Source organism: Dictyobacter aurantiacus (assembly GCF_003967515.1).
Lineage (GTDB): Bacteria > Chloroflexota > Ktedonobacteria > Ktedonobacterales > Ktedonobacteraceae > Dictyobacter > Dictyobacter aurantiacus.
The window spans coordinates 4,291,447-4,315,594 of sequence record NZ_BIFQ01000001.1; the positions used below are offsets into that span (position 1 = coordinate 4,291,447).

The following is a 24,148-nucleotide window of genomic DNA, read 5'->3' on the forward strand; positions in this document are numbered from 1 at the left end:
CAGCTTGATTTTTTTTATTTTCATGTACATTATAGCCGCCCAGTAGAATGGGTGCGGGCTATCCCTCCCTCTGGATTCTCATAGCTAAATTTATTAAATACGCCAGTAATCAGTTAGATGGGAAGTCTTCTTAGGAAGAAGAAGTAAGCTCTTCTAATTATAATTTATTATGTTAAGCTGGACATGTTATTGGGTACTTGATAGCCAAAATGACTTGCCAGGACCCTATGACACATAAGCGGCCCCCGCCTCGATCGAGGCGGGGGCCGCTTACGTGTCATAGGGTTTAGTATGGTCCGTCACGTTCTACTGCGGTATTGTGGGAGATGCGCAATAGGATACCGACGATGATGAAGTTGGCCAGGATGGCGTTACCACCATTGCTCAGGTAGGGCAGCGGGATACCGGTCAGCGGCAGCAGCTTGAGGTCACCGGCGGTAATGATCAGGGTTTGCAGGGCGAAGATCGAAGTCAGACCAGTGGCCAGCAGCTTGCTGAAGGTATCGCTCGCCTCGGCCGCGATGCGGAAGCCTCGGTGTACGATCAGCAGGTAAATGCCGATGATCGCGAAGAGGCCAACCAGGCCGAATTCCTCTGCATAAGCGGTAAAGGCCATATCCGAATCGATAACAGGCGTTCTTACAGGATAACCTAGCCCTAATCCTGAGCCAAGAATGCCACCGCTGGAGACATTGATGAGCCCCTGATAAACCTGCAGGCCTTGATCAGTTGCGAATGCATCTTCCTTTGGTGTCAGATGGGTCCAGTCGGCCGGATTAAATGCGACGGTCGCGAAACGGTTCTGCACATAGGGTAGGAGGGCATAGCCGATTGAAGCCAGGAGCACGAAGGCCAGCAAGCTGACCAGAACGTATGATTTCTTGCCTGTGGCCACATAGGTCATGCACAGGAACAGACTGTAGACCAGCATGGCCAGGCCCAGCTCACGCACGACGAGAAAGCTGAGCAGTCCAATGCCTAGCATAAAGAGCATTGGTCCCAACTGTCTGAGTGGCGGTAAGCGCAGCGGTCCCACTCTATAAGAACCTTCCGCCAGAATATCGCGGTTATCGTTGAGGTAGCCCGCAAAGAAGATTGCCACACCGATCTTCAAGAATTCGGATGGTTGTAGCTTCAACGGCCCAAAACCGAGTACGTCGCGACTGGGGGCACCGCTTTTGAAGGTGAGAATACCCTGGATGACACTGGGCAGGAGCACGGCGAAGCAGAAGAGGAGCCATGTATATTTATAGCGTGACAGCCAGGTGATGTTGCGCAAGATAAACATGGTACCCAGACAAATTGCCAGTCCCAGCAAGACCCATAATAGCTGCTTCGAGCCTAGATCAGGAATTGGCCCGACTCTAGGCGGGATATCAGGCCCCAACCGGGTCATCATGACTACGCCCAGCCCACTCAGGAGGGCTACCAGAGGGAGCAGGACCTGGTCAGCTTTGCGAAAGAAGACATTCAGGATGATATGCGCGACCAGCACGGCGGCGATAAAGCCCAGAATGGGGATCAGGCCATCCAGAATAGGAAAGTTGCGCAGGTTATTGACCGTGGTGGTGTCATTGCTGGACCTGATGATGAGCAATTGCGACATCAAAAGCAGCAGGATCAACCCCGGAAGGACCAGTAGTCCCAGCTCTTTCCAGCGGTAGCGTCGGAGCACTCCTGATGTTTGTTGAGCCATTTGTGCCATGTATAAAAAAACCTCTCAATAACTAGAAGCAGGAGTCAGTGCTTAATAAAGAAGTCGTGTTCATAAGGGAAGGCAACCAGAGCGGTTGCCTGTATTTACATCAATTATTGCGTGAGCTTGAACTGGATATAGCCGACGCGCACGATATCGCCGGGGCGCGCGGGCACAGCTTCGCGAGCCGGCTGGTTGTTTACATACGTGCCGTTAACGCTGCCCGCGTCCTGGATATACCAAACGCCATTGCGGAACCACAGCCGCGAATGCTCCGATGAGATAAAGTTATCAGAAATTTGAATCGTATTGGTGGGACCACGCCCGATGGTGGTATTCTGATCCAGATCAAAACGCATCCCCGGCTGTACGACCGTACTGGGACCGCTATCTACCACGATCAGGTGGCCAAAGACGGCCTGCCGTCCACCGTCGGGGACATCTCCCATGGCGGCTGTTTTGCGCAGATCGCGGGTAATCGCGATCACCACCTGCATCAAGAAGAGATAGAGCAGGACGATAAACAGGAGACGCAATATGAGTAAGAATACTGGTAGTTGCATAGGGCGAAGATCTCACCTTCTCTCGAAGTAAAAATCATAGCTGCCTATGGTGAACTGGTCACCATTGCGCAGAATGTGTTGGCGCATGTGTGGCGTATTATTAATTGTAATTCCATTTGTACTGCCAAGATCAAAGATGGCAAATTGCCCATCTGGCTGATATTTAATCTGTGCATGATAGCGAGAGACGCGCTTGTCCTCAACGATGATATCATTGCTGAGCTGACGGCCGATATTGACCAGTGGCTTTTCGATGCGATAGGTCTGCTGACCTGCCTGCGGCAAACGGATCGTGAGCCAGGCCTGCGGCATCGGCGGCGCCTGGGGAGGGGTAGGTGGAATAGTGGGGGCAATTCCTCCTGAGTTGCCTTGATAGGCATAGCCCTGATGCCCGGCTCCCGACCCTCTACTTTGTACACCGTGGTTGGCCCCACTGCCCACCCCATCGATGCCGGGCAGTGCCTGTCCTGGTGCTAACTGGGCGCGTATCTGTGCTAACTGTTCAGGGCTGAGCGCCTGGGTTGCTCCCAGGCCATTCGCCTGGTCGGCCTGTTCCGTGTCGATGCGTATCATACCCGGACGCAAGGAAGTATCAGAGTGTAGACGGATGATCGGCACCGTCTTCAAGGTATAGTGTCTGCGTCTGGCGAACTCCACCAGATGATTCTGCCAGTCACGGGTGAGCGCGTTTTGCCCCGGTGCTATCTGCTGATGATCTTTCATGCTCAGATAGACATCATATACATTCGGCGACAGGCGCCGTCCCTCCCCTTGCAGCATCGTATTGTCGTCCATCGCACGCTCTAATTTGCGTGTGATCTCGATCGGCTCCATCTTGGATGGGAAGAGCCGATTGAAGGGAGTCTCAATGACCCGCTGCATAAATGCTTCTAATTTTGCTAATGGGTTCTGGCGAGCGTTCAATGGCTCACCCTCCTGCTTGCTAAAATCTGCCGTGTTTGTTGCACATCCATAGAAATCTGGTTTTTCAAAGCATCAATTCCTGAAAAGCGTTGTTCTCCGCGTAGGCGTTCAATGAATTCGACGCGCAGATACTTATCGTAGAGATCCATTGTTACATCTAGCAGATGTACTTCTACAAGGCGTTCTTTTCCATTAAACGTAGGACGAATACCAATATTTATCACACCATTATAGACGGTAGAAGCTTCTACTGAGTCACCGCTGGCGTTGTCGTAAATTGTAACTCCTACTGCATATACGCCGTTGGGGGGAAGAAGTTTGTGTTTTTCTGGACGAATATTGGCAGTCGGGAAGCCCAGTAGCCTGCCGCGCTCGTCTCCATGTACGACTATACCCCCAAGTACTAATGGGTGGCCCAGCAATGCGTTCGCCTCGGCGATGTGCCCTTCACTGACTAAATTCCTGATGCGGGTACTGCTGATGCGTGCCTGGCTATCTGTCTCCAGGCTTAATGCACGTACTTCTATGTCGTGCTCGCGACCATACTGTTCAAGGAACTCGACATTGCCCATACGGTTATGCCCCAGGCTAAAGTCCGCTCCAACGATCAGTCCTCGTATAGTAAAACGGCGGCACAGGTTGTCCATGAAATCCTGGGCCGTGAGCGCCGCTACCTCGGGCGTAAAGTGCACGATGATCGAGTCTGCCACCTTGCCATATTCACGGGCAAGGGAGAGTTTTTCTTCCAGGGTCGTGAGATATAGAATATTCATGTTTGGGCGCACCACCATCAGCGTATGGGGTGCGAAGGTGACCATAACTGGCGTGCACTGCAGCTTCTCCGCCATGGCGCACAGCTCGTGTAAGAGTCGCTGATGTCCAAGGTGGATGCCATCAAAATTGCCAATCGTGATCGCGATTGGTGTGTTTTCTGATAGGGTTGTCTGGTATTCAGTCATTTTTGTAGAGGCCCTCTTCTATTCTTGCCTTGCTTTGCCCTGGAGGTACCTGTTCCTTGTTATTCTCTCGTTTATAGTACCACAGCCGATGCCTACCCGCAATAAAAGTAGGATAATGCAGGACTGTGCCATTTGGGGCCGCAGCAAGCGGCCCCAAATGGCACAGTCCTGCTTCTTTGTTGGGACTTGCCGCCTGCGGCGGCAAGGGGAGGGAGAAAGAGTGCTGGGGGACACCCCCAGACCCCCGGCAGGGAGGACCCTGCACCCCATATGCGCCTGCCTACGGCGGCAAGGGGAGAGAGAAAGAGTGCTGGGGATACCCCCAGACCCCCGGCAGGGAGGACCCTGCACCCCATATGCGCCTGCCTGTGGCGGGGAAGGGAGAGAGAGAGAAAGCCAAAGGGGGAGATGAATCGTGGATGCCAGGCTTGCCCTGGCTTGGAGACTGCGACCCGGTGCCCAGGCGACCATGCTCCAATAAACATGCGGATGTTCTTTGTTATAGGAGGACTTTTTTGGGTTTCCATTGGTGGGTTGTGGGGTCCCAGGTGGCGATGGCGAGGAACTGGTTGGTGTGGGTGTAGACGCGCGCGAGACTGGCCTGTTCGGCGTCGATGGCGTTGGGATAGCTGAAGGCGTTGCCATGGGTGACACGCTGCGTCTGGGCTTCGTCCAGGTGCAGGGCGGGATAGTTCTGGAGGGCGAAGTCGGCGGGGAAGAGATATTGCTGCAGGTTTCCCCGTTCCTGGGCCTCAGCGAGCTGTTCTAGCGTGATGCTGTCGGCCAGTACGAAGGGGCCACTGCGGGTGCGTACCAGGCCGGTCAGGTAGGCGCCACAGCCCAGGTACTCGCCCAGGTCATAGGCCAGGGAGCGTATATAGGTACCCTTGCTGCATTCGACCGCCAGCGTGAGGTGTGGGTTGTCCCAGGATAGGATGGTGAGGGACTGAATTTCGACCGTGCGCGGCTCCAGTGTGATCTCTTCCCCGGCTCGCGCCAGTTTGTAGGCTGGCTGCCCCTGGATCTTGATGGCGGAATAGCGCGGCGGCAACTGTTGTTGAACACCCAGAAAATGGGGGAGCGCGGCCTCGATCTGTTCGCGTGTGAGCTGAGAGGTATCGCCCGTACGCAGCACGACGCCTTCGGCATCATAGGTATCGGTGACGGTGCCGAAGGTGATGATGGCCTGGTACGCCTTGCCGCTTTCGCTCAGGTATTCCGCGACCCGGGTGCCCTGACCGACGCAGATCGGGAGAACGCCGCTGGCCTCAGGATCCAGCGTGCCGGTATGCCCGACACGCTTTTGCTTGAGTAGTCTGCGCACCTTTGCCACCACGTCATGTGACGTCATATGCAGGGCTTTATGGATGTTCAGAATTCCGTCCACTACGCCTATCACTCCGCTTTCTGTTACTGGTTGAGAATTTTGTGTGGTAGTTGATCCGTCTCGCGCATCTCGCGCTCGATCTCGGCGATCACCAGGGGAATGGCTTCCTGGATGGGGAGCGCGATGGTCGCCCCCGCCGCCCGGGGATGTCCGCCGCCGCCCAGACGCATACAGACCGCCGCTACGTTGTATGGTTCATTGCTGCGCAGGCTGACGCGGGTAACAGTTGGATCGCCATAGTTTTTGAAAAAGGCGGCCACCTCTACACCCTCGATATCGCGCAGCATGCCGGAGGCGTTGGTATCCATATCATCTGTCGCCCCCGTCGCCGCCAGTGTCTCATTTGTGGCGAAGGACCAGATCACGCGCCCGTCGGCGGAGGTCTGGATATTATTGATGGCGGCAGCTGTAAAGCGCATCTGGGCCAGTGGATGGGTGCGGAAAATAGGTTTCACGATCGGCTCCGGACTGGCCCCTGCCGCGAGCAGGACGGCGCCCACCATCATAGTACGGGGGCTGGTGCTGGGATACTGGAATGAGCCCGTATCGGTGATCAGGCCGGTGAGCAGGCAGACGGCCGCATCCTTTGTCAGCGGCAGGCCGGTCTGTTGCTGGAAGAGCACAATCAGTTCGGTGGTTGAGGCTGCGCCCGGCTCAATAATGTTGACCTGCCCACAGCCAATGCTGCTGATATGGTGGTCGATATTGAGGATCGTCGCCTGGTCCAGGAAGGCTTTGTGCCGCTCGTAGAGCGCGCCATAGCGGCTCAGCTCACCGGCATCCAGCGCAATCACCAGGTCGAATTGTTCATCACCCAGGCTGTTCTGCAGATCCTCAACACCCGGTAAAAACTTGAATGAGTGTGGTGCCGGATCGGCACAGGCGGGCACGCAGATCTTACCCTGCTGGCGCAAGATGTGGGCGAAACCAAGAATGGCTCCCAGGCAGTCCCCATCGGGATGCTCATGAGCGAGCAAGGCGATGCGCTGTGCCCGCTCGATTAAGCGCATGGCCTGTTCCACCTGAGTTGGCGAGAGTTGTCTGGCCAGCGCTGATGTATCTAGAGAAAAGGATTCGTTCATTCACCCTCTTTTACGTCGATTGGTGCGCCTACGTTGGTCTGCTCTGCATTTGCCTTCGCACGATCCTCTTGCTCAACCTGGTTGATCAGGTTCAGGATGCGTGCGCCCTCTTCGATCGAGGTGTCCAGTTTGAAGGATAGCTCGGGCATGTAGCGCAGTGTCAGGCGTGATGCCAGCTCATGACGTAAGAAACCACTGGCGTTCTTCAAACCCTGCATGGTCGCCTTCTGCTCTTCGGGCGTTCCCATCACGCTAACGAATACTTTGGCGTGACGCAGATCGCCACTGACCTCAACGTGTGTAATGCTGGCGAAACCCACCCTGGGATCTTTGAGGCGGGTGCGAATCAGCTCGCTGAGGTCCGCCGTCATCAGCTCTCCCAATTTTTCCTGCCTATGTGTATTCGGCATACTCTCTCCCTTTAACAGCATTGAAGTGGCCACCTATCCCTTTATGAGACGGGTGACCACTTCAAATTGCGTTATTTATGCTCCTGGTGTCACACGTTCCTGTGAGAATGCCTCGATTATATCACCAACTTCATAGCCGTTGAAATCTTCGAGGAGGATACCACATTCGTATCCAGTAAGCACTTCACGTACATCATCTTTACCACGGCGTAGCGAGGCCACTTTTCCTTCAAAGACCTTCTCGTCTTTACGCATCAGGCGGACCTGTGAGCCACGGGTGATGCGGCCATCCGTGACGCGGCAGCCCGCGATGAGGGTCTTACCGGCCTTAAAGGTCTGCAGGATTTCGGCATGTCCATCGACCACTTCGCGGTAGGTTGGCTCAAGCATACCGACCAGGGCGGCCTGGATGTCCTCAATCAGCTTATAGATGATGTTGTAGTAGCGAATATCGACGCCTTCACGCTGGGCCTCGCGGGCGGCTGCGCCGTCTGCCTTCACGTTAAAGCCGATGATAATCGCGCCTGAAGCGGCGGCCAGGTGGACGTCGGTCTCACTGATATTACCAATACCTTCGCGGATCAGGCGTACCTTCAGGTTCTCTTCGCTCAGCTTCGACAGGGCACCTTTGATGGCTTCCAGTGAGCCCTGTACATCGCTCTTGATGACCACGTTGAGCTCTTTGACCGTGCCTTCCTGCATCTGCATGTAGAGCGTATCCAGGCTGACCTGGCCCAGAGGCATCGCCTCGTTCTCGCGCTTCTCCGCTTCGCTCTCGGCCTGCTGTTTGGCCGTGCGCTCGTCGGGCATGACCTCCAGGCGATCACCTGCATTTGGCACCTCTGGTAGACCCAGGATGCTGACCGGTGTGCTGGGGGTGGCCTTCTGGATGCGTTTGCCGCGATCATTGAACATGGCGCGCACCTTACCGGAGATCGAGCCGACCACGATGTTGTCGCCCATCTTCAGGGTACCTTGCTGGACCAGCACGGTGGCGATGGCGCCACTGTTCTTCTCCAGGCGGGCCTCAATGATGACACCAGTAGCCAGGCGATTCGGGTTGGCCTTGATGTCCTGTACCTCTGCCACCAGCAAGATGTAGTCGAGGAGCTCATCGATGCCTTCGCCGCGCCGCGCGGATATCGGCACACAGACGACGTCACCACCATATTCCTCGATGACCACACCGATCTCGGCCAGCTGCTGCTTGACGCGATCCGGATTGGCGTTGGCTTTATCTATTTTGTTGAGGGCGATAATGATCGGCACCTTCGCCGCTCGCGCATGGTCGATGGCTTCGCGGGTCTGTGGCATCACGCCGTCGTCAGCGGCCACCACGATGATGGCGATATGCGTGACCTGGGCGCCGCGTGCACGCATGGCCGTAAAGGCTTCGTGACCCGGAGTATCCAGGAAGGTGATCTTCTTGCCGTTGACCTCAACCTGGTACGCGCCGATATGCTGGGTGATACCCCCCGCCTCACCAGCGGCCACCTTGGTCTTTCTGATCGTGTCCAGCAGAGACGTCTTACCATGGTCAACGTGACCCATGATCGTGACCACGGGCGGAATAGTGACCATGTTCTCATCGTCGCGCGTGGCCATCATGGCTTCGTTAGCCGAGAGTGGACGCTCACTGCGAACCGCGGGACTTTCGGTCGCCGCCGCCGGGCTGGGCTCAAATCCCAGGTCGGTTGCGACCAGGGCCGCCTTGTCATAATCAACCACCTGGTTGATGCTGGCAAAGATGGCATGCTTGTTAATGAGGTCACGAATGATCTCGATCGGTGAGACACTCAGCATATCGGCCAGGTCTTTGACCACGATCTGCGGTGGCAGAGAGATGGGCCCGGTTGGTTTCTCCTTGACGGGTGCTGGTGGGCGACGCTCCTGCGTACGCTGGGCCGTCGGACGCCCGCTGTTGGGGCGACGATTGTTATTATTGCCGCCAGGACGGTTGTTGGAGCGGGGTGGGCCTCCCTGTGTGCGTTGTGGGGCCGCATTATCACGGCTGCGCTCTCGCTCGCGATCCCTGTCGCGGTCTCTATCTCTGTCCCGCTCACGCTCTGGTGGACGTGGCGCGACGGCCGCGTTATTCATCGGGGGACGCGGACCACCGGCGTTGCCCCCACGATACGGCGGGCGATTGCCTGGACCGGCTGGACGCGCTGGGCCGTATCCGGCCGGACGTGCTGGCCCGGGACCGGCGGGTCGAGGACCATTGCCTGGACCACCATACTGCGGGCGTGTTCCCGGTGCTTGCGAGTTTGAATTGCGATTGTAGCCACCGGGACGCGACTGTCCCCCCTGGCCGCCAGCGTTGTTGGGGCGATGGCCCTGGTTATGTGATGATGGGCGCGGCGACTGCTGATGTTGCTGGTCGGCTCCATCGTGTTGCTGTGTTGTTGTGGCATTGGGATTTGGCGTAGTACGACGCCGAGGCGCGGGCCTGGTCTCCTGGTCCTGGCTGCCTGTTGCCTGGTTTTCTGGTTTGGGGCGAGCGGCGGGCCTTGGCTTCTGGCCTGTCGGTTTGGTCTGTGCCTGCTCTGTGCCCTCTGGAAGTTCTGATATATCTCTCATGAAGAAGACTCCCTTTCTTAATCAGATGTTGCGCCATAAGTGGCGGCGGAATCTCTCTTCACAGCCATAAAAAAGGTCTGTCCCCTGTTCCTGAATAAAAAGGAAAAAAGGCGACAGATCCTCGTTGGTGCAGTGCCAGGCGAATAAGCAGTCTGCGCTCTCTGACGTAGAGGCAGCTATGGTTTATATAATCATAGCTAATTGCTCCGCAAACATTCGCTTACAGCTGCCCTGTATACGAGGGGCTGTGTCTCTTTCAAGAGTAGAGAAAAAACGAAACATTGTTCAATCCTCATCTAACCCGTAGATCAGATGCCAGTATTGAAAACTCTATCCCCCCAACGGGGATAGTGACAATAATACATACCAGTTCTCAGTATAGCGTACTGAATAGATCATTGCAATATCATGCCGCTTGCTTAAAAGCTGAGTTTACTGAATCTGCTGCGCAAATTTATGAATTTGTCTCAACTGTCTTCTTGCGGCTGGCTGGTACTTTTGTAGCTTTTGCCTCAGATGGTCTAGGATCATCTGGTGGCAGGGTCGCCATGTAATCTTCCAGGGCGGCCCTGTCCTCGGCTGAGATCGCGGTCTCGAAGACCTGTTCGAGGCGGTGTTCTTTGAATGCTTTCTGCCAGCAGGAAAGCCTGGCGCAGAGGTAGGCTCCACGCCCTGACTTTTTGCCGGTGGCATCGATGAGCACCTGGCCTTCGGGAGTACGAACGACGCGCAATAGTTCGCGCTTCGGCTTGTTTTCTCGGCAGGCGATACACGTACGCAATGGCAGATGTTTCTGACGCTGAGGCTGTTTTTTTGCTGCTTTCACGCTACGCTTCCTCCTCCCTTAATCTCGGCCGTACTCATTATATCCTGAATGGCTATGGCGACCACCGCGATCACGTCCTCCACGCCGCGAGTTGCTGTCTCGCTCGTGACGGCCCCCGGAGCGTTCCGAACGTTCACGGCGGCCGTAAGAACCGCCGGATGACGTTTCCGCCATCTCGCTGACGGGCTGCTCTTCGAATACCTCACCTTCAGCTGGCTTGGTGACGTCCACACGCCAGCCGGTCAGCTTGGCGGCCAGGCGGGCGTTTTGCCCATCTTTACCGATAGCCAGTGAAAGTTGTTTTTCCGCTACAGTAACCAATGCTGTATGATCCTCTTCGCGTAGCTCAACCTTCAGTGGTTTGACCGGGCTTAAAGAATTGGCGACAAAGGTGGCTGGATCAGGGCTCCACTGGATAATATCAATTTTCTCGTCGTTGAGTTCGCGTACAATATTATTGATGCGCGAACCACGCACGCCGACGCAGGATCCGATAGGATCGAGCCCTTCCTGGCGCGCGACCACGGCCACCTTTGAGCGGCTACCAGGTTCGCGGGCGATGGCTTTGATCTCTACGGTTCCTTCGTAGATCTCTGGCACTTCAGACTCAAACAGGCGTCTGACGAGATCGCGATGGGTGCGCGAGACCAGAATCTGTAACATGCGGCCCTGCACGCGGCGCACATCATAGACCAGCACGCGCAGGCGCTGACCTACTTTATTGCGCTCGGTTACCACTTCTTCACTGGGCGGCATAAAGCCCTCGACTTTATCGACCTGGTCCAGATCAAAGTCCAATAGCCAGCCACGGACAGGATCTTTACGGGTCAGGGTGCCCAGGCGAATTTCACCTACCCAGTTCTTAATCTGGTCGTAGAGGTGTTCATGTTCCGCTTCACGGATACGCTGTAAAATGACCTGCTTGGCCGTTTGTGTCGGGATGCGTGCGAAGATAAAGGATGAGTCAACATCCACAAATTGCCCGAGGGCCGCGTTCGGTATGAGACGCTGTGCCTCTGCCAGAGAGATTTCTTCGTTGGGGTCTTTAACCTGGGTCACCACTTTTTTTGATGCCCATACATGTACTTCCCCGTTTTTATCCACTTCGATACGGACGTTCTCGCCGCCCCCGAAGCTTTTACGGTAAGCTGCTAATAGGGCGGTGGCTACGGTTTCCATTACCACTTCGCGGGGTAGTCCCTTTTCGGCAATTAGTTGTGCGATAGCCGCCTGAAATTCGCTCCTCATATGCCATGCTCCTCCCGCTGGCGCCCGGTAATAACTACATCATTTTTTCGAGTGCAAAGAAAAAAAGTCTCTGGCAAACAGAAAAGTGGGGCCTGCCCACTTTTCTTTAAATGCTTACTCAATTCTGTTGCTATTATATCACGGAATTTGCTGTATGTAAATGAGATTACAAGCTCGCAACATCCCTGGAGATAAGCGTGAATGACTATTATAGCATTTTTTTGGCACTTGTTGCCTGGCGGACGGAAGCAGTAGATTGTTCTGCTCAGGCCCTATGCTTTTTGCCTGCCTGGGAATGTGCTTTACCTTCCTGGTGTTAGCGAACGTGTGCGGCCGCGGACGCCTGTGCGGGGGCGCTCATGTTTGCCAACACCACGAAGGTAGGACACCCTCTATTTAAATGTACGAGATAAATAATCCCTGGAGGGATGGCTCAGGATGTTGTGCGCAGACCGGTCCAGTAGAGGGCTGGTTTCAATACATCGTTGATGTGCTCTACGCTGTGCTGATAGGTCTTGGTTACCACCCAGCGTAGTGTGACCTCTCCCCATACGGTGGCTCGCCTGTCTTCCCATATGCCCGGATCGATCTCCTGGAGCAGCGCTATCTGTATTGTGCGCTGGGCTTGAAAATGATTGAGCGCTGCCTGGATATCGGGCTGCTGTAACCAGGCTTTCTCTTCGTCCTGCATCAGGGTCTCAAATGCGGTATAGCGTTCGATTAAATCATCGTCCTGCCTGGCATATATGGCGCGATCGACCAACCATAGCCGCATATTGGGAAGTACCACCTTCTCTTCTTGAAAGCGCAGGTGGAAGATCGTGCGGGCCACCGACCAGCTCTCGGGCCGATGGGGAGGGACGCTATTGAGTTTCTCGATGGCTATCTGCCGGGTTGCCCAGATGAAGTCGTTGCAGCTACTCTGTAATAGCCGGGTAAAATGCTGTACATAATCCATAACATCTTTTTCCTATAGTTTATTCCGCCGTGTTGTCCAGTCGATGCCGTGCTGTATAAGGGCAACAACATATCGATATGATAAAACATTTGCATAAGGTTATCCTGAGCGTATATGCTATACTTCTATATAGATATATGAGCCCCTGACGAGGGGCCAGCATTGAGCGTAATTAAAGGAGTCTGGTATGGCTGTGTCTCATGTCATTGAAGACGAACGGGCACTTATTGATGCAATTCGCGAAATTGCTCAGGAGCGTGTCGCTCCCCGTGCCGCGGAAATAGATCATAGCGGCGAATTCCCCTGGGATATGAAAGAGCTGCTGGCTCAACAGGATATCCTGGCGATGCCTTTTCCTACGGAATACGGTGGTATCGGGGCCAGTGAACTGGCGATTGTGATGGCGATTGAGGAGCTTTCTCGCTGCTGTGCCACAACGGGACTGCTGCTGGCTGTGCAGCAGCTTGGTAGCCTTCCCATTCTGCTCTTTGGCAATGAGCAGCAGAAGCAGAAGTATTTCCCCCGCCTGGCCTCAGGCGAGTGGCTGGCGGCCTTTGGTCTGACCGAGGCCGGTTCCGGTTCGGACGCGGCCGCTATGACGACGACCGCGGTTCGTAAGGGCGATACCTATATTTTGAATGGCTCCAAGCGCTTTATTACCAACGGTGGACTGGCCCAGGTGAACTCGGTCTTCGCCCAGACCGATCCTTCCAAAGGTACACGCGGTATCAGCGCCTTTATCGTCGAGAAGGATTTCCCCGGCTTCTCGGTGGGACGCATCGAAGACAAGATGGGCATCAAGGGGTCCCAGACCGCGGAACTGATCTTCGATAACTGCGAGGTGCCGGCCGAAAACCTGCTGGGTCGCGAGGGTGATGGTTTTAAACTGGCTATGATGACGCTGGATCGCACCCGTCCAGGCATCGGGGCGCAGGCCGTGGGTATCGCCCAGGGCGCTCTCGATCTTGCGGTCTCCTACTCGAAGCAGCGCGTGCAGTTCGGCAAGCCGATCGCCGAAAATCAGGGTATCCAGTTTATGCTGGCCGATATGGCGACCAGCGTTGAGGCGGCCCGCCTGATGGTCTATAACGCGGCGGAGATGATTGATCGCGGCGACAAGAACTTCAGCAAGTATTCGGCCATGGCCAAGATGTTCGCTTCCGACGCCGCCATGACGGTCACTAACGATGCCATTCAGGTGCTTGGCGGCTACGGGTACATGAAGGAATATCCCGCGGAGCGCATGATGCGTGACGCCAAGATCACGCAGATCTATGAGGGCACGAACCAGATCCAGCGCCTGGTTATCGCGCGCTCCCTCTTAATGGAGCAATAAATAGCGCGCCGCAGGCGCCTGTATTGGGCGCCTGCGGCACCCAAATAGTTAATTGTAGAGGTGTGCAGCAGTGGTGGCAGGCGCATTCGCGCCTGCCACCACTGCTGCACACCTCTACAATTAATAAATATGAAGCCAGGGAGCCTGAGTAGTCTCCCGCTTAAACATGGTTGATCAGTACCTTGTCTATGCGCCTTCCGTCCATATCGATAACCTGAAACGTAAAGTCATCAATGGTCACGCTATCGCCAACCTTCGGGATGCGTCCCATATGGGTCAGCAGGAGGCCGGCCAGGGTATGGTAGTTGTAATGCTCCTCTTCATCTTTCTCCTGCATGCCAATCTTCTTGCGCACCACCTCATGGTCGGTCATGGCATCCACCAGCCAGCTCCCGTCTTCACGCTGAAGCATAGCGCTATCCTCGGGCTGGTCATATTCATCATGAATCTCGCCTACCAGCTCTTCTAGCACATCCTCCAGGGTCACCAGACCGGTAATCTGGCTATACTCATCAATGACCAGAGCAATGTGGATACCTTTGCCGCGAAACGTTTTCAGCAGGTCGTCTACATGCTGAAACTCAGAGATAAAAAAGGCAGGACGAGCGAGGGTGCGGATATTCACCTCATCGTCCTGCTTGTTGTCCGCGCGTGAGCGCAGCAGGTCTTTGGCATAGAGGACGCCGACTACGTTATCCAGCGACTCCTCATAGAGCGGCAGGCGTGTATAGCCCGAGCTCATAAATTTCTCGATGACCTCGTGGAAGGGGGTATGGACCTCAATGGCCACGATCTCTGTGCGCGGCATCATCACGCTGCTCACGGTACGGTCAGTAAAGCGGAAGACGCGATTGATAAATTCTTCCTCTTCTGATTCGACCGTCCCACTGACGGTGCCTTCGCGGGCCAGGTAGACGATATCCTCTTCCGTCACGATCTCTTTGGTGCTTTTATATTGTCCCAGCACGCGCAGAATCAGGTTGACCGAGAATGTAAGCAAGGCGACAATGGGAGCTGCGATTTTAGATAGGCGATCCATAAAAGGTGATACGGCCACAGCTAGTTTTTCGGCCGACTGCAAAGCCAGGCGTTTGGGGGCCAGTTCTCCTATCACCAACGAAAAATAGGTAATGAATAAAACAACAATGAATAGTGCCAGCGAGCTTGCGTAAGGTTGGAGGGCAGGAAAGGTGGCGATCCATTGCGAGAGCGGTTCACTGATGCTGGCGCCGCCGAACACCGAGGCCAGGGTACTGATCAAGGTCATACCGATCTGCACCGTCGCCAGGAAGCGATCTGGATTTTCTGACAGTTGCAGCGCCTGTTTGGCGCTCTTTTTTCCAGAGTCAGCCTGCTGCTGTAGGCGACTGCGTCGCGCTGAGACGATTGCGATTTCGGAGGCCGCGAAAAAGCTGTTGGCCAGTATAAGGGCAAAAATAATGATTACCTCAAAGCTGGGAATACCGCTCATCTTTTCTTTACCTTTAACTTCTATTTTTTGGTATCTCTATCATTATCACAAAAATATGCACCCAGTGTACATCGAAAACAAAACTTGTAAAGTATGGGATAGTTATAATACGACTCAGCGGTTGATAGGGTGTCTTACTTTCGTCTTATAGGGGTATGTACGCGCCTCCGTACAGGCGTCCGCCTGTGCGGCCGCACTGATTTAATGAGTTGGTGCATCCGGTGCGCATCCGCGCACCGGATGCACCAACTCATTAAACTCGTGTCTGACTCTCACCATCATCGCCTGCGACCTGCATCGGTTTTCGCACCTCTGGTGTTCAGGAGTCTTTTGTGAGTTGGTGCATCCGGTGCGCATCCGCGCACCGGATGCACCAACTCACAAAAACAATGCGGCCGCGTAGCGGGCGCGCGTGCGGGGGCGCGCAAGTGTCCTCAACATGACGGAAGTCAAACATATTCTAATGACTTCTGTACGCCGCGTGCGCGAAAACACATGCGGGCCGCAGGCGATGATCATGAGGGTTCGGATGGGAAATGTGTTATGTTATAGAGATATCCATATGCTACTTGACAATATTGATCAGTAACTATACTATGCAAAAACGGTTGAATAAATAAAAAGAGAGGGAGAGGTGCTATGCCCTGGTTTAAGAAAAAAGCGAGTAACGAGGGTGATTCATCATTTAATACAGATGTATTGAAGAATAGACTTCAGGATGATCAGAACATATACATGCTCCCAAAGGATTTTCGGGAAGTAAACCGTTTGGACTTCCAGCATTATTTACTGCGGCAAGCTATGTCTGGCAATTATCTTGCCCCTCTTGAACAGCCATCTACGATTCTTGATGTGGGATGTGGAACAGGTCGTTGGATGCTTGAGATGGCACAGCAGTTTCCACAGGCACAGGTTACCGGCGTGGATATTTCACCTCTGTCCGGCTCGACTATCGTTTTCCCCCCCAATTGTCACTTTCAACAGTGCGATATTACCAGAGGATTGCCATTTCTTCCTCGCTCATTCGACTATGTCCATCAGCGTTTTCTGGTCTTTGCTCTTCCGCTTCACCTGTGGCCGGCCGTTATACGGGATCTCAAGCGCGTAACCCGGCCGGGCCAATGGATTGAATTGACGGATGCCGATCTTAGCCATAACAATCCGGGACCTGAAACCAGCAGAATACTTAGCTGGATCGACCAGGCGGGCAAAAAGCGGGGATTGGATATCGCCATTGGAAGCAAGCTGGGGGAGCTCATGGAGATGGAGGGGGTGGCGAATGTGAAGGTACAAAAACTTGTGATTCCGATGGGCGACTGGGGTGGCCGTATCGGCAAATTCTTGATGAAAGACTTCTATGGAGCGGCGATGACGATTAAACCGCTTGTTCTTGCCTCTACCGGGGTAGCCTCTGAGGAGTATGATCGCACGTTGAACGCCTGGACTCGCGAGTGCGACGAATACCATACCAGCTGTGACTTCTACGTCGCCTATGGCCAGAGCCAATGGCTATAGATGAAGAGCAGGCCAGCTATCCCTTGTAGCTGGCCTGCTCTTCGTTCGTTCTTACCTCTGCTATTTTGTCTCGATCGCGCGAGCAATAATTTCAGAGATATCTTCGACCTTCATTTTTTCTTCGGCTTCAACCCCTTTGACGCCATCCTCAAACATGGTGATGCAGAAAGGACAGCCGGCGGCCAGTACCTCGGCATTGGTCTCCAGGGCCTCGTTGACACGCGTCTGGTTGACGCGCTTGCCGACCTTCTCTTCCATCCAGACGCGACCGCCACCTCCGCCGCAGCAGAAGCTCTTGTTGCGGTTGCGTCCCATCTCGGTGATTCCGTTGCTGTTCAGGACGGTCAGGACGCGCCTTGGCTCGTCGTAGGTGTCGTTGTAGCGACCAACGTAGCAGGGATCGTGATAGGTCAGCTTGCGCTTATCGAAGCCTTTCAGCAGCTTCAGCTTCTGGTTCTCCATCAGCGAGTCGATGAAGACCGTGTGGTGGACGACCTCGTAGTTGCCACCCAGCTGCGGATACTCATTCTTGATGGTGTTGAAGCAGTGCGGACAGGCGGTGATGATCGTGCGGTGCTTGTTGTTGAGCGCGTTGGCGGTCGCTACCGCTGTCGCTGCCTCGTGCTGCTCTTTCTCTGTATCGCCATCGTTATCGCTGACCGGTCTGGTATTAAAGCCATAGCCATTGAGGGTCTCAATGTTCTGCATGGCCTGCATCTGCCAGAGATACTCATTGCCGATGCGGCGGGCGGGATCACCGGTGCAGGTCTCTTCGGGTCCCAGGATGGCGAAGTCGACGTTGGCGGCTTTGAGAACTTTGGCTACCGAGGTCGCTACCTGCTGGTTGCGGCGATCAAATGATCCCATGCAGCCGACCCAGTAGAGCACCTCCGCGTCAGGATTCTCGGCCAGCAGGGGAATCTCCAGGCTGGCGGCCCACTCGGCGCGCTTGTCGTTGCTGATCTCCCACGGGTTGCCGTTGCGCTCGATGTTGTTGAACAGCGAGGTGACCTCCTGCGGGAACTCGCTCTCCTCCATTACCAGTGAGCGGCGCATATCGACGATCTTCGGCACATGCTCGATCGAGACCGGGCAGATCTCCATGCAAGCCATGCAGGTGGTGCAGGACCACAGGGCCTCCTGCGAGATGATGCCTCCCACCATCGGCTCGTGATGGGCCTCTTTCTCTTCCGGCGTTTTGTCAGCTTTGATGCCTGCCACGCCCAGCTTATTGTAGATCGAGTTCTCGCCCAGGATCTCGCCGCTGCGTACGAACAGCGCCTCTTTGACGCCCAGGATGATCTCTTTGGGATAGAGTGGTTTGCCGGTATTTAAGGCCGGGCAGACCGTGTTACAGCGTCCGCACTCGGTACAGGCATAGCCGTCGAGGAGCTGCTTCCAGGTGAATTGCTCGACTTTGGAGACGCCGTAGTCCTCGCGGTCCTCCAGATTTTCGATCAGCGGCAACTCTCCTTTGGGCTTGTAGCTGCGGAAGAACACATTGAACGGGGTTGCCATCAGGTGCAGGTGCTTGGAGCGTGGCAGATAGACCAGGAATCCCAGCACTGTCAGGATGTGCAGCCACCAGAAGGTACGATAGGCCGCAATGTCTGCGCCCTTGCCAAGGGGAGTAAACAGGGGCGCGAAGAAGGCGCCGATGGGGGTCCAGGCCGCGCCATTGCTGGCGGCATACTCGAAGGCTTCCACCAGCGCCAGGGTCACGATAACCAGAAGGATCAGGCCGAGAATAATAAAGCCGTCCCAGGGACCGTGCAGCGAGCTATTGAGCTGTCTGGGGCGCACAATGCCACGGCGAATCGCGAAGACGATCAGCGCGAACAGGACCAGCACGACAAATACATCCAGGACAATAGCAAAGACGCGGTTATCGCCCAGGAAGGGGATGGAGCCATTGAATGCACCCAGGATCAGATTTAACAGGCCAAACTGTATTAAGATAAAACCCCAGAACGTAAAGAAGTGCGCTATACCAGGGATGGGATCGCGCAGTACACCACTTTGTCCCAGCACGACTTTAAAGAAGGCGCCGACCCGATCACCCATATGATCGGTCCGATCTTCGGGACGAGCCTTCTGTAGCAGGGTAATCAACCTGCCTACCCGTACTCCGAAGAGGGCGAGGGCCGCCACAAAAAGGATGACAAAGAGTATGGTACCGAGCCATCCCCCGGTTGGCGAAATTGCAGGGGGAGTCATATATGAACCTCCGTTGATGAGGGCGAACCATGTGCCCTGTTTGGGGATGTGTATCTATGATCTTTAACGAAAAAGCAGGTTATAAGGCGGGAAGGTGCAGGAGGGGCGGCGAGCCCCTCCTGCCGGGGTTTGGGGTGTCCCCAAACAACTCTTCCTCCCCCTTCCCCGCCGAAGGCGGGGATAATAAGCGCATCCACGATATTCAGCCTGATTGCTCAGGCTTTTCTGTTTTTGATCTCGTTGGTGAGCTGAGGCAGGATGGTGATGGCGTCACCGATTACGCCCAGGTCAGCGACCGAAAAGATGGGTGCATGCTCATCTTTATTGATCGCCACAATATACTTTGATCCCTTCATGCCTGCCAGGTGCTGGATGGCTCCACTGATGCCAGCCGCGATATAGAGTGTTGGCTTCACGGTCTTACCGGTCTGACCGACCTGGTAGCTATATGGTAGCCAGCCTGCATCGACAATGGCACGGGTCGCGCCCGGTGCTCCATTGAGCACTTCGGCCAGTTCCTCTACATAATGGAAGTTTTCCGCTTTGCCCAGACCACGGCCACCACTGACGACCACAGTCGCGTCTTCGAGGGCCGGTCCCTCGCTCTTGACCTCAACGGTCTCCAGCACCTTGATGGTCTGTGCCTGCGCGCTGACGGTTGCGTTGATGGTTTCAATCTCAGCGCTACGTCCACTATACTGTTCGACTGAAAATGCCTTTGGCCGTGTCAGGACGATGCCAGGGCGCTGCTGCGTCAGCGTGGCGGTCACAACGGTCTCACCGCCCCAGGGAACGGTCACCTTCACTCCGTCATCCCCAAGCGTGAGATCGGTAGCATCGGTGAGCAGGCCCATATTGCTGCGGATACTCAGGCGCGCGGCGATGTCGCGCAGATCATAGGTTGTCGGGAGTAGAATCAACATTGGTTGATGCTGTTGAATGAGCTGGCTGAGCGTCTCGACCGCGGGCAGGGTTAGATAATTATCGTAGACGGCGTCAGCGTGCACATATACTTTTTCCGCGCCATATTCGCCCAGTGTAGGAGCGACCTCGGCGGCGGCGCTACCCAGCACCACAGCCTCCGCACGACCAAGTTTGGCGGCTTTTCCCAGTACTTCCAGTGACGACCGGACCGGAGCGCCGCCCTCCAGCTCTACCAGAACCCAAATAGTATTTGCCATCTTCTACCTCCTAGAGTAACTGGTAACGCTGCAGAAATTCCGCAATCTGCTGAGCTGCGTTGCCATCGTCTTTGATGATTTGACCGGCGGCGCGCGCCTCGGCGCTCCCCACGGTCAGCACTTGCTCACGTGCTCCGGCCTCACCAACCTGCGAGGCGTCAATGCCAAGATCGGCCAGGCTCATCTGGGTGTAGGGTTTCTTTTTCGCTCCCATAATACCCTTCATGGTCGGATAGATAGCCTCGAAGGAGCCGCTGGCAATGGTAACCACCGCGGGTAAGGAGCTTTCGACTGTCTGATAGCCTTTGGGGATAACGCGTTTGATCACAGCCTTCTGCCCTTCGATATTGACTTCACGCGCGAAGGTCAGCTGTGGAATGCCCAGGAACTCGGCGATAGCGCCGGGCACCATGCCGGTATAGCCGTCGGTGCTTTCCGTGGAGCAGAAGACAAGGTCCGCGCCCTCTTTTTTCAGAACGGATGCCAGTACGCGGGCGGTTCCCACCGCGTCCGAACCGGCCAGAGCGGGATCGGTCACCAGGATGGCGCGATCAGCTCCCATCGCCAGTGCTCTGCGCATGGCCTCCTGGGCGCTGGCCGGACCCATGCTCACCGCGACCAGTTCGCTATTGCCAACCTTGTCGCGCAGTTTGATCGCCGCGGAAATAGTGCTTTCATCGCCAGGATCTAAGACAAGAGAAACACCAGTACGTACAAGACGTTTGGTAGTGGGGTCAAGTTTAGGGACAGTAGTATTTGGATCAGGTACCTGTTTTATACAAACAAACATCTTCATTGTATATCGCCTCGTCTTCTAGTGTGGTGGACGTAGGATATAAGAGAAACTACGTTGTTTCCCAAGCTCTCTTATTGTACCTGTCAAAAAAATAGAGTGTCAATATAACTGGCTAACAGATCCATACTGTTATTTTCCCTCCTTCCCTCCCCCTGCTAGTGAAAAAGTGATGATTTATCAGGGATAGGCAAGGCCATGGGTGCATGCGCACCCATGGCCTTGCCTATCCCTGATAAATCGCTATAACCCATCCCTAGAATAGAAGACGTTTGCTGCCGTGATGCGCGATGGGATAAGATAAGGTGATTGCGGAAAGTTGAAAACAAGTAGTTTGTTGATGGAGGACATATGCAGACGAGACATTTCGGCAATACCGATATGGAGATTACGACGCTGGGCCTGGGCACCTTTGCCCTGGGTGGTGAGGGCTGGCCGGCCGCCTGGGGACCACAGGACGATGATGCATCCGTTGCCACTATCCATCGTGCCCTTGAACGGGGAATGAACTGGATCGATACCGCCGCCGTCTATGGCTTTGGTCACGCTGAAGAGATCGTGGCGCGCGCCCTGAAGGGCCGTAGCGAGCGCCCATTTATTTTCACCAAGTGCTCGCGCCGTCCGACGCCTGATGGCAAGATTGTGGGCACCCTGAAGGCCGCTTCGATTCGCGAGGAGGTTGAGGATAGCCTGCGCCGCCTGCAGGTCGACGTCATCGATCTCTATCAGATCCACTGGCCCAATCCCGATGAGGACATCGAGGAGGGTTGGACCACCATGGCCGAGCTCAAGGCCGAGGGCAAGGTGCGCCATATCGGCGTCTCCAATTTTAACGTCAATCAACTGGAGCGCGCCTATAAGATCGCCCCGGTCAGCTCTCTGCAGCCGCCCTATTCGCTGCTGCGACGCGATATCGAGAAAGACGTGCTGGACTTCTGTCTGCAGCACAATATCGGTGTGATCGTCTATTCACCGATGGCATCGGGTCTGCTGACTGGTAAGTGGGATGCGCAGCGCGTCCAGAATCTGCCCGATACCGACTGGCGCAAGCGCAGCGCGGACTACCAGGGACCGCGCCTTGAGCGCAACCTTGAACTGGCGCGGCTCTTGCAGACGATTGGTCAGGCCCACGGTCGCTCGGCCGGTGAGGTGGCGATCGCCTGGACCCTGCGCCATCCCGCCGTGACCGCCGCCATCGTAGGTGGTCGCCATCCCGGCCAGGTCGATGAGATCATTGGAGCCGGCGACTTCCGCCTCAGCGAGCAGGAGATCGCCCAGATTGAGGACTTTGTCCAGACCCATCCTTAAATTGAAAAAAAATTGGGAAAAACGTGGCCGTGGAGCATTGACGTATGGCTCCACGGCCTTTTTCTGTACAAATGTCTGTGGGGGCTATTTGTTGGCGCGGGGGCTTTTACGCGCCAGGAAACTGCCCACTACCATCACAAAGCCCGCGATGAAGAGGGGACCACTGATACTGACGCTGTGCGTGGCAAATAGCAGCAGCAGGCTGAGGATCTCAATCAGGATGCCACCGACCAGCAGGATCGTGACCGCCAGCGAGGAGCTTTCAAACGTTCCTCGTACCTGCTCCCGTGTATAGACCGCTTTGCCTGGCTCCTGCATGACCTGCGTCTGTGCTGTTGTTGATGCTGGCTGTTGCACCCCTGCCTTGCTATCTTGAGCCGTTAAGTCTGGCCGGGCTGTCGTATCGTTTGCCAGTCGCAGGGTTTCGTAGAGGAATTCACTTTTCTGCTGTGCCGTTCGGATGTAGACGTCGCGTTTCCCATCGCTCACCAGGATCTCCCGGAAGACGGGCTCGTAATTTTTTTTGCGCCACGTGACCGTGCGCAGGTCGGCCAGGTTTAGCGCGTCGAAGAAGACGCGTTCGCGTGGGAAGCTGCGATAGTAGTAGCCGATCACGCGTTGATTGGTCACAATGATATCACATGCCGTGCTATGATTACTCTGGCCACCATCCCAGATCGCGGGTAGGGCCAGGATTGGATCTTCTTCCGGCTGCATCCGGGCCTGTAGCCCCTTCAGGCGCTGAAAAATTTTAGTTGCTGCGGTCGTATTTGTATTCGGCATGCCTTCGTGAAAACCTTTCTCTCGTTCTGTACAAGATTATAGCATGCACAGGCCTGAATGTAATCAGAAATCTCGTCTTGAAGCGCTAGTACCAATCGTTGTTAGAACGTATCTGTCTCTCATGATCATCGCCTGCGGCACGCTGGAGCTTTCGCACCTGCGGTGCTCACAAATCTATGGTGTGTTGGTGCAGCGGGGGCGCGAAAGCGCCCCCGCTGCACCAACACACAAAAACAGTGCGGCCGCGTAGCGGACGCGCGTGTGGGGGCTATCACGAGCCACCAGGGCGATGGAAGTCAGATGCATTCTTATCTTGCAAGTACTTTATGTAAAAGGAGCTTATCGTATGGTAACGATTCGACCGGCCACGTTACAGGATGTTGAAGGACTGACACATGTCCAGGTGGATACCTGGCGTACCACCTATCGTGGCTTAATACCCGATGATTATCTGGCTGGCTTAACTTATGAACCGCGTCAGCTCTGGTGGACCCAGGTGATAGGTCGGGCTGGCGCGCGCAACTTCGTGTTTGTTGCTGTAGATGAAGCGGGCCAGGTAGTGGGATTTATTAGTGGGGGACCCGAAAGGTCCAACCACGCCGTCTATAAGAGTGAACTCTATGCCATTTATATTCTTGCCAACCAGCATGGACAGGGTATCGGCCGAGAACTGGTGCGCGTGCTGGCTCGCAGCCTTATCCAGGCAGGTTTTTCCAGCATGCTGGTATGGGTACTGGACGGCAATCCCGCGCAGCACTTTTACCAGCGCCTGGGTGGTCAATATGTTGCCTCCAAGCCAGAGCAGATAGGAGGGGCCGATCTGGAAGAAATAGCGTATGGCTGGTCTGATCTCCACGTCCTGCTCTAATCCAGGGCGAAAGCGAAATGCGGGAAGCGAGGGAAATACTATC

20 protein-coding genes are annotated in these 24,148 nt (G+C 55.2%); 4 read left to right on the forward strand and 16 right to left on the reverse strand.

All coding sequences use genetic code 11. The features are described from left to right. Positions 1 to 286 precede the first annotated feature (286 nt). The 11 genes from KTT_RS17290 to KTT_RS17340 all read right to left on the reverse strand — a co-directional run bounded on the left by KTT_RS17290 (position 287) and on the right by KTT_RS17340 (position 12,633). A complete protein-coding gene (locus KTT_RS17290) occupies positions 287 to 1,705 on the reverse strand; it encodes an FtsW/RodA/SpoVE family cell cycle protein (RefSeq protein ID WP_235845755.1) in 1,419 nt (472 codons plus the stop codon). Positions 1,706 to 1,809: 104 nt separating this feature from the next. Continuing rightward, positions 1,810 to 2,259 (reverse strand): FHA domain-containing protein, encoded by a 450-nt coding sequence (locus tag KTT_RS17295; RefSeq protein ID WP_126597175.1) that lies wholly within the window; start codon positions 2,257 to 2,259, stop codon positions 1,810 to 1,812. Between the two features lie 12 nt (positions 2,260 to 2,271). After that, entirely contained in the window at positions 2,272 to 3,183 is a 912-nt protein-coding gene (locus KTT_RS17300) for a DUF3662 and FHA domain-containing protein (RefSeq protein WP_126597176.1), read from the reverse strand. Next, positions 3,180 to 4,142: a bifunctional riboflavin kinase/FAD synthetase gene (locus KTT_RS17305; protein ID WP_126597177.1), complete on the reverse strand. Its 963-nt coding sequence runs from the start codon at positions 4,140 to 4,142 to the stop codon at positions 3,180 to 3,182. The genes KTT_RS17300 and KTT_RS17305 overlap by 4 nt, the downstream gene beginning before the upstream one ends. Before the next feature lie 499 nt (positions 4,143 to 4,641). Next, positions 4,642 to 5,541 carry a tRNA pseudouridine(55) synthase TruB gene (gene truB / locus KTT_RS17310; RefSeq protein WP_307720646.1) on the reverse strand — a complete coding sequence of 300 codons (900 nt, stop codon included), beginning with the start codon at positions 5,539 to 5,541 and terminating at the stop codon, positions 4,642 to 4,644. Positions 5,542 to 5,552: 11 nt separating this feature from the next. Further along, on the reverse strand, positions 5,553 to 6,611 hold the full coding sequence (locus KTT_RS17315) for a DHH family phosphoesterase (protein ID WP_126597179.1): 1,059 nt from the start codon (positions 6,609 to 6,611) through the stop codon (positions 5,553 to 5,555). Continuing rightward, positions 6,608 to 7,021: a 30S ribosome-binding factor RbfA gene (rbfA, locus tag KTT_RS17320; protein WP_126597180.1), complete on the reverse strand. Its 414-nt coding sequence runs from the start codon at positions 7,019 to 7,021 to the stop codon at positions 6,608 to 6,610. Before rbfA ends, KTT_RS17315 begins: the two co-directional genes overlap by 4 nt. 75 nt (positions 7,022 to 7,096) lie before the next feature. Further along, positions 7,097 to 9,601: a translation initiation factor IF-2 gene (gene infB / locus KTT_RS17325; protein WP_126597181.1), complete on the reverse strand. Its 2,505-nt coding sequence runs from the start codon at positions 9,599 to 9,601 to the stop codon at positions 7,097 to 7,099. Between the two features lie 454 nt (positions 9,602 to 10,055). Further along, positions 10,056 to 10,427, reverse strand: a complete 372-nt coding sequence (gene rnpM / locus KTT_RS17330) for an RNase P modulator RnpM (RefSeq protein ID WP_126597182.1) — start codon at positions 10,425 to 10,427, stop codon at positions 10,056 to 10,058. 18 nt (positions 10,428 to 10,445) lie between these two features. Beyond that, complete coding sequence (gene nusA, locus KTT_RS17335) at positions 10,446 to 11,675, reverse strand: transcription termination factor NusA (protein WP_126597183.1); 1,230 nt, start codon at positions 11,673 to 11,675, stop codon at positions 10,446 to 10,448. A gap of 433 nt (positions 11,676 to 12,108) precedes the next feature. Further along, positions 12,109 to 12,633 (reverse strand): DinB family protein, encoded by a 525-nt coding sequence (locus KTT_RS17340; RefSeq protein ID WP_126597184.1) that lies wholly within the window; start codon positions 12,631 to 12,633, stop codon positions 12,109 to 12,111. A gap of 187 nt (positions 12,634 to 12,820) precedes the next feature. Here KTT_RS17340 and KTT_RS17345 point away from each other — a divergent pair, with 187 nt between their 5' ends. After that, positions 12,821 to 13,969 carry an acyl-CoA dehydrogenase gene (locus KTT_RS17345; protein WP_126597185.1) on the forward strand — a complete coding sequence of 383 codons (1,149 nt, stop codon included), beginning with the start codon at positions 12,821 to 12,823 and terminating at the stop codon, positions 13,967 to 13,969. A gap of 160 nt (positions 13,970 to 14,129) precedes the next feature. Here the strand turns inward: KTT_RS17345 and KTT_RS17350 are convergent, their stop codons facing one another. After that, positions 14,130 to 15,440, reverse strand: coding sequence for a hemolysin family protein (locus KTT_RS17350; RefSeq protein WP_126597186.1), 1,311 nt, complete (start codon positions 15,438 to 15,440; stop codon positions 14,130 to 14,132). A gap of 639 nt (positions 15,441 to 16,079) precedes the next feature. On the opposite strand from KTT_RS17350, the gene KTT_RS17355 reads away from it, so the two are divergent. Continuing rightward, complete coding sequence (locus KTT_RS17355) at positions 16,080 to 16,955, forward strand: class I SAM-dependent methyltransferase (protein ID WP_126597187.1); 876 nt, start codon at positions 16,080 to 16,082, stop codon at positions 16,953 to 16,955. A 60-nt stretch (positions 16,956 to 17,015) separates the two neighbouring features. Here the strand turns inward: KTT_RS17355 and KTT_RS17360 are convergent, their stop codons facing one another. The 3 genes from KTT_RS17360 to KTT_RS17370 all read right to left on the reverse strand — a co-directional run bounded on the left by KTT_RS17360 (position 17,016) and on the right by KTT_RS17370 (position 21,149). After that, positions 17,016 to 19,172 (reverse strand): 4Fe-4S dicluster domain-containing protein, encoded by a 2,157-nt coding sequence (locus KTT_RS17360; RefSeq protein WP_126597188.1) that lies wholly within the window; start codon positions 19,170 to 19,172, stop codon positions 17,016 to 17,018. 215 nt (positions 19,173 to 19,387) lie between these two features. Beyond that, complete coding sequence (locus tag KTT_RS17365) at positions 19,388 to 20,353, reverse strand: electron transfer flavoprotein subunit alpha/FixB family protein (RefSeq protein ID WP_126597189.1); 966 nt, start codon at positions 20,351 to 20,353, stop codon at positions 19,388 to 19,390. A 10-nt stretch (positions 20,354 to 20,363) separates the two neighbouring features. After that, positions 20,364 to 21,149 (reverse strand): electron transfer flavoprotein subunit beta/FixA family protein, encoded by a 786-nt coding sequence (locus KTT_RS17370; protein WP_126597190.1) that lies wholly within the window; start codon positions 21,147 to 21,149, stop codon positions 20,364 to 20,366. A gap of 348 nt (positions 21,150 to 21,497) precedes the next feature. Between KTT_RS17370 and KTT_RS17375 the strand changes: the two genes are divergently transcribed. Continuing rightward, entirely contained in the window at positions 21,498 to 22,454 is a 957-nt protein-coding gene (locus KTT_RS17375) for an aldo/keto reductase (RefSeq protein WP_126597191.1), read from the forward strand. A gap of 84 nt (positions 22,455 to 22,538) precedes the next feature. On the opposite strand, the gene KTT_RS17380 is transcribed toward KTT_RS17375, so the two are convergent. Continuing rightward, positions 22,539 to 23,237: a hypothetical protein gene (locus KTT_RS17380; protein WP_126597192.1), complete on the reverse strand. Its 699-nt coding sequence runs from the start codon at positions 23,235 to 23,237 to the stop codon at positions 22,539 to 22,541. Positions 23,238 to 23,583: 346 nt separating this feature from the next. Here KTT_RS17380 and KTT_RS17385 point away from each other — a divergent pair, with 346 nt between their 5' ends. Further along, positions 23,584 to 24,105, forward strand: a complete 522-nt coding sequence (locus KTT_RS17385) for a GNAT family N-acetyltransferase (protein WP_126597193.1) — start codon at positions 23,584 to 23,586, stop codon at positions 24,103 to 24,105. Positions 24,106 to 24,148 lie beyond the last annotated feature (43 nt).

Excerpts from the sequence above, each read along its gene's own strand:
- KTT_RS17380 (WP_126597192.1), bottom strand. The coding sequence starts at position 23,237 with ATGCCGAATACAAATACGACCGCAGCAACTAAAATTTTTCAGCGCCTG.
- KTT_RS17370 (WP_126597190.1), bottom strand. The coding sequence starts at position 21,149 with ATGAAGATGTTTGTTTGTATAAAACAGGTACCTGATCCAAATACTACT.
- rbfA (WP_126597180.1), bottom strand. The coding sequence starts at position 7,021 with ATGCCGAATACACATAGGCAGGAAAAATTGGGAGAGCTGATGACGGCG.
- KTT_RS17340 (WP_126597184.1), bottom strand. The coding sequence starts at position 12,633 with ATGGATTATGTACAGCATTTTACCCGGCTATTACAGAGTAGCTGCAAC.
- KTT_RS17375 (WP_126597191.1), top strand. The coding sequence starts at position 21,498 with ATGCAGACGAGACATTTCGGCAATACCGATATGGAGATTACGACGCTG.
- KTT_RS17345 (WP_126597185.1), top strand. The coding sequence starts at position 12,821 with ATGGCTGTGTCTCATGTCATTGAAGACGAACGGGCACTTATTGATGCA.
- KTT_RS17385 (WP_126597193.1), top strand. The coding sequence starts at position 23,584 with ATGGTAACGATTCGACCGGCCACGTTACAGGATGTTGAAGGACTGACA.
- KTT_RS17315 (WP_126597179.1), bottom strand. The coding sequence starts at position 6,611 with ATGAACGAATCCTTTTCTCTAGATACATCAGCGCTGGCCAGACAACTC.
- infB (WP_126597181.1), bottom strand. The coding sequence starts at position 9,601 with ATGAGAGATATATCAGAACTTCCAGAGGGCACAGAGCAGGCACAGACC.
- KTT_RS17365 (WP_126597189.1), bottom strand. The coding sequence starts at position 20,353 with ATGGCAAATACTATTTGGGTTCTGGTAGAGCTGGAGGGCGGCGCTCCG.
- KTT_RS17350 (WP_126597186.1), bottom strand. The coding sequence starts at position 15,440 with ATGAGCGGTATTCCCAGCTTTGAGGTAATCATTATTTTTGCCCTTATA.
- KTT_RS17360 (WP_126597188.1), bottom strand. The coding sequence starts at position 19,172 with ATGACTCCCCCTGCAATTTCGCCAACCGGGGGATGGCTCGGTACCATA.
- KTT_RS17295 (WP_126597175.1), bottom strand. The coding sequence starts at position 2,259 with ATGCAACTACCAGTATTCTTACTCATATTGCGTCTCCTGTTTATCGTC.
- KTT_RS17355 (WP_126597187.1), top strand. The coding sequence starts at position 16,080 with ATGCCCTGGTTTAAGAAAAAAGCGAGTAACGAGGGTGATTCATCATTT.
- KTT_RS17305 (WP_126597177.1), bottom strand. The coding sequence starts at position 4,142 with ATGACTGAATACCAGACAACCCTATCAGAAAACACACCAATCGCGATC.
- KTT_RS17290 (WP_235845755.1), bottom strand. The coding sequence starts at position 1,705 with ATGGCACAAATGGCTCAACAAACATCAGGAGTGCTCCGACGCTACCGC.
- nusA (WP_126597183.1), bottom strand. The coding sequence starts at position 11,675 with ATGAGGAGCGAATTTCAGGCGGCTATCGCACAACTAATTGCCGAAAAG.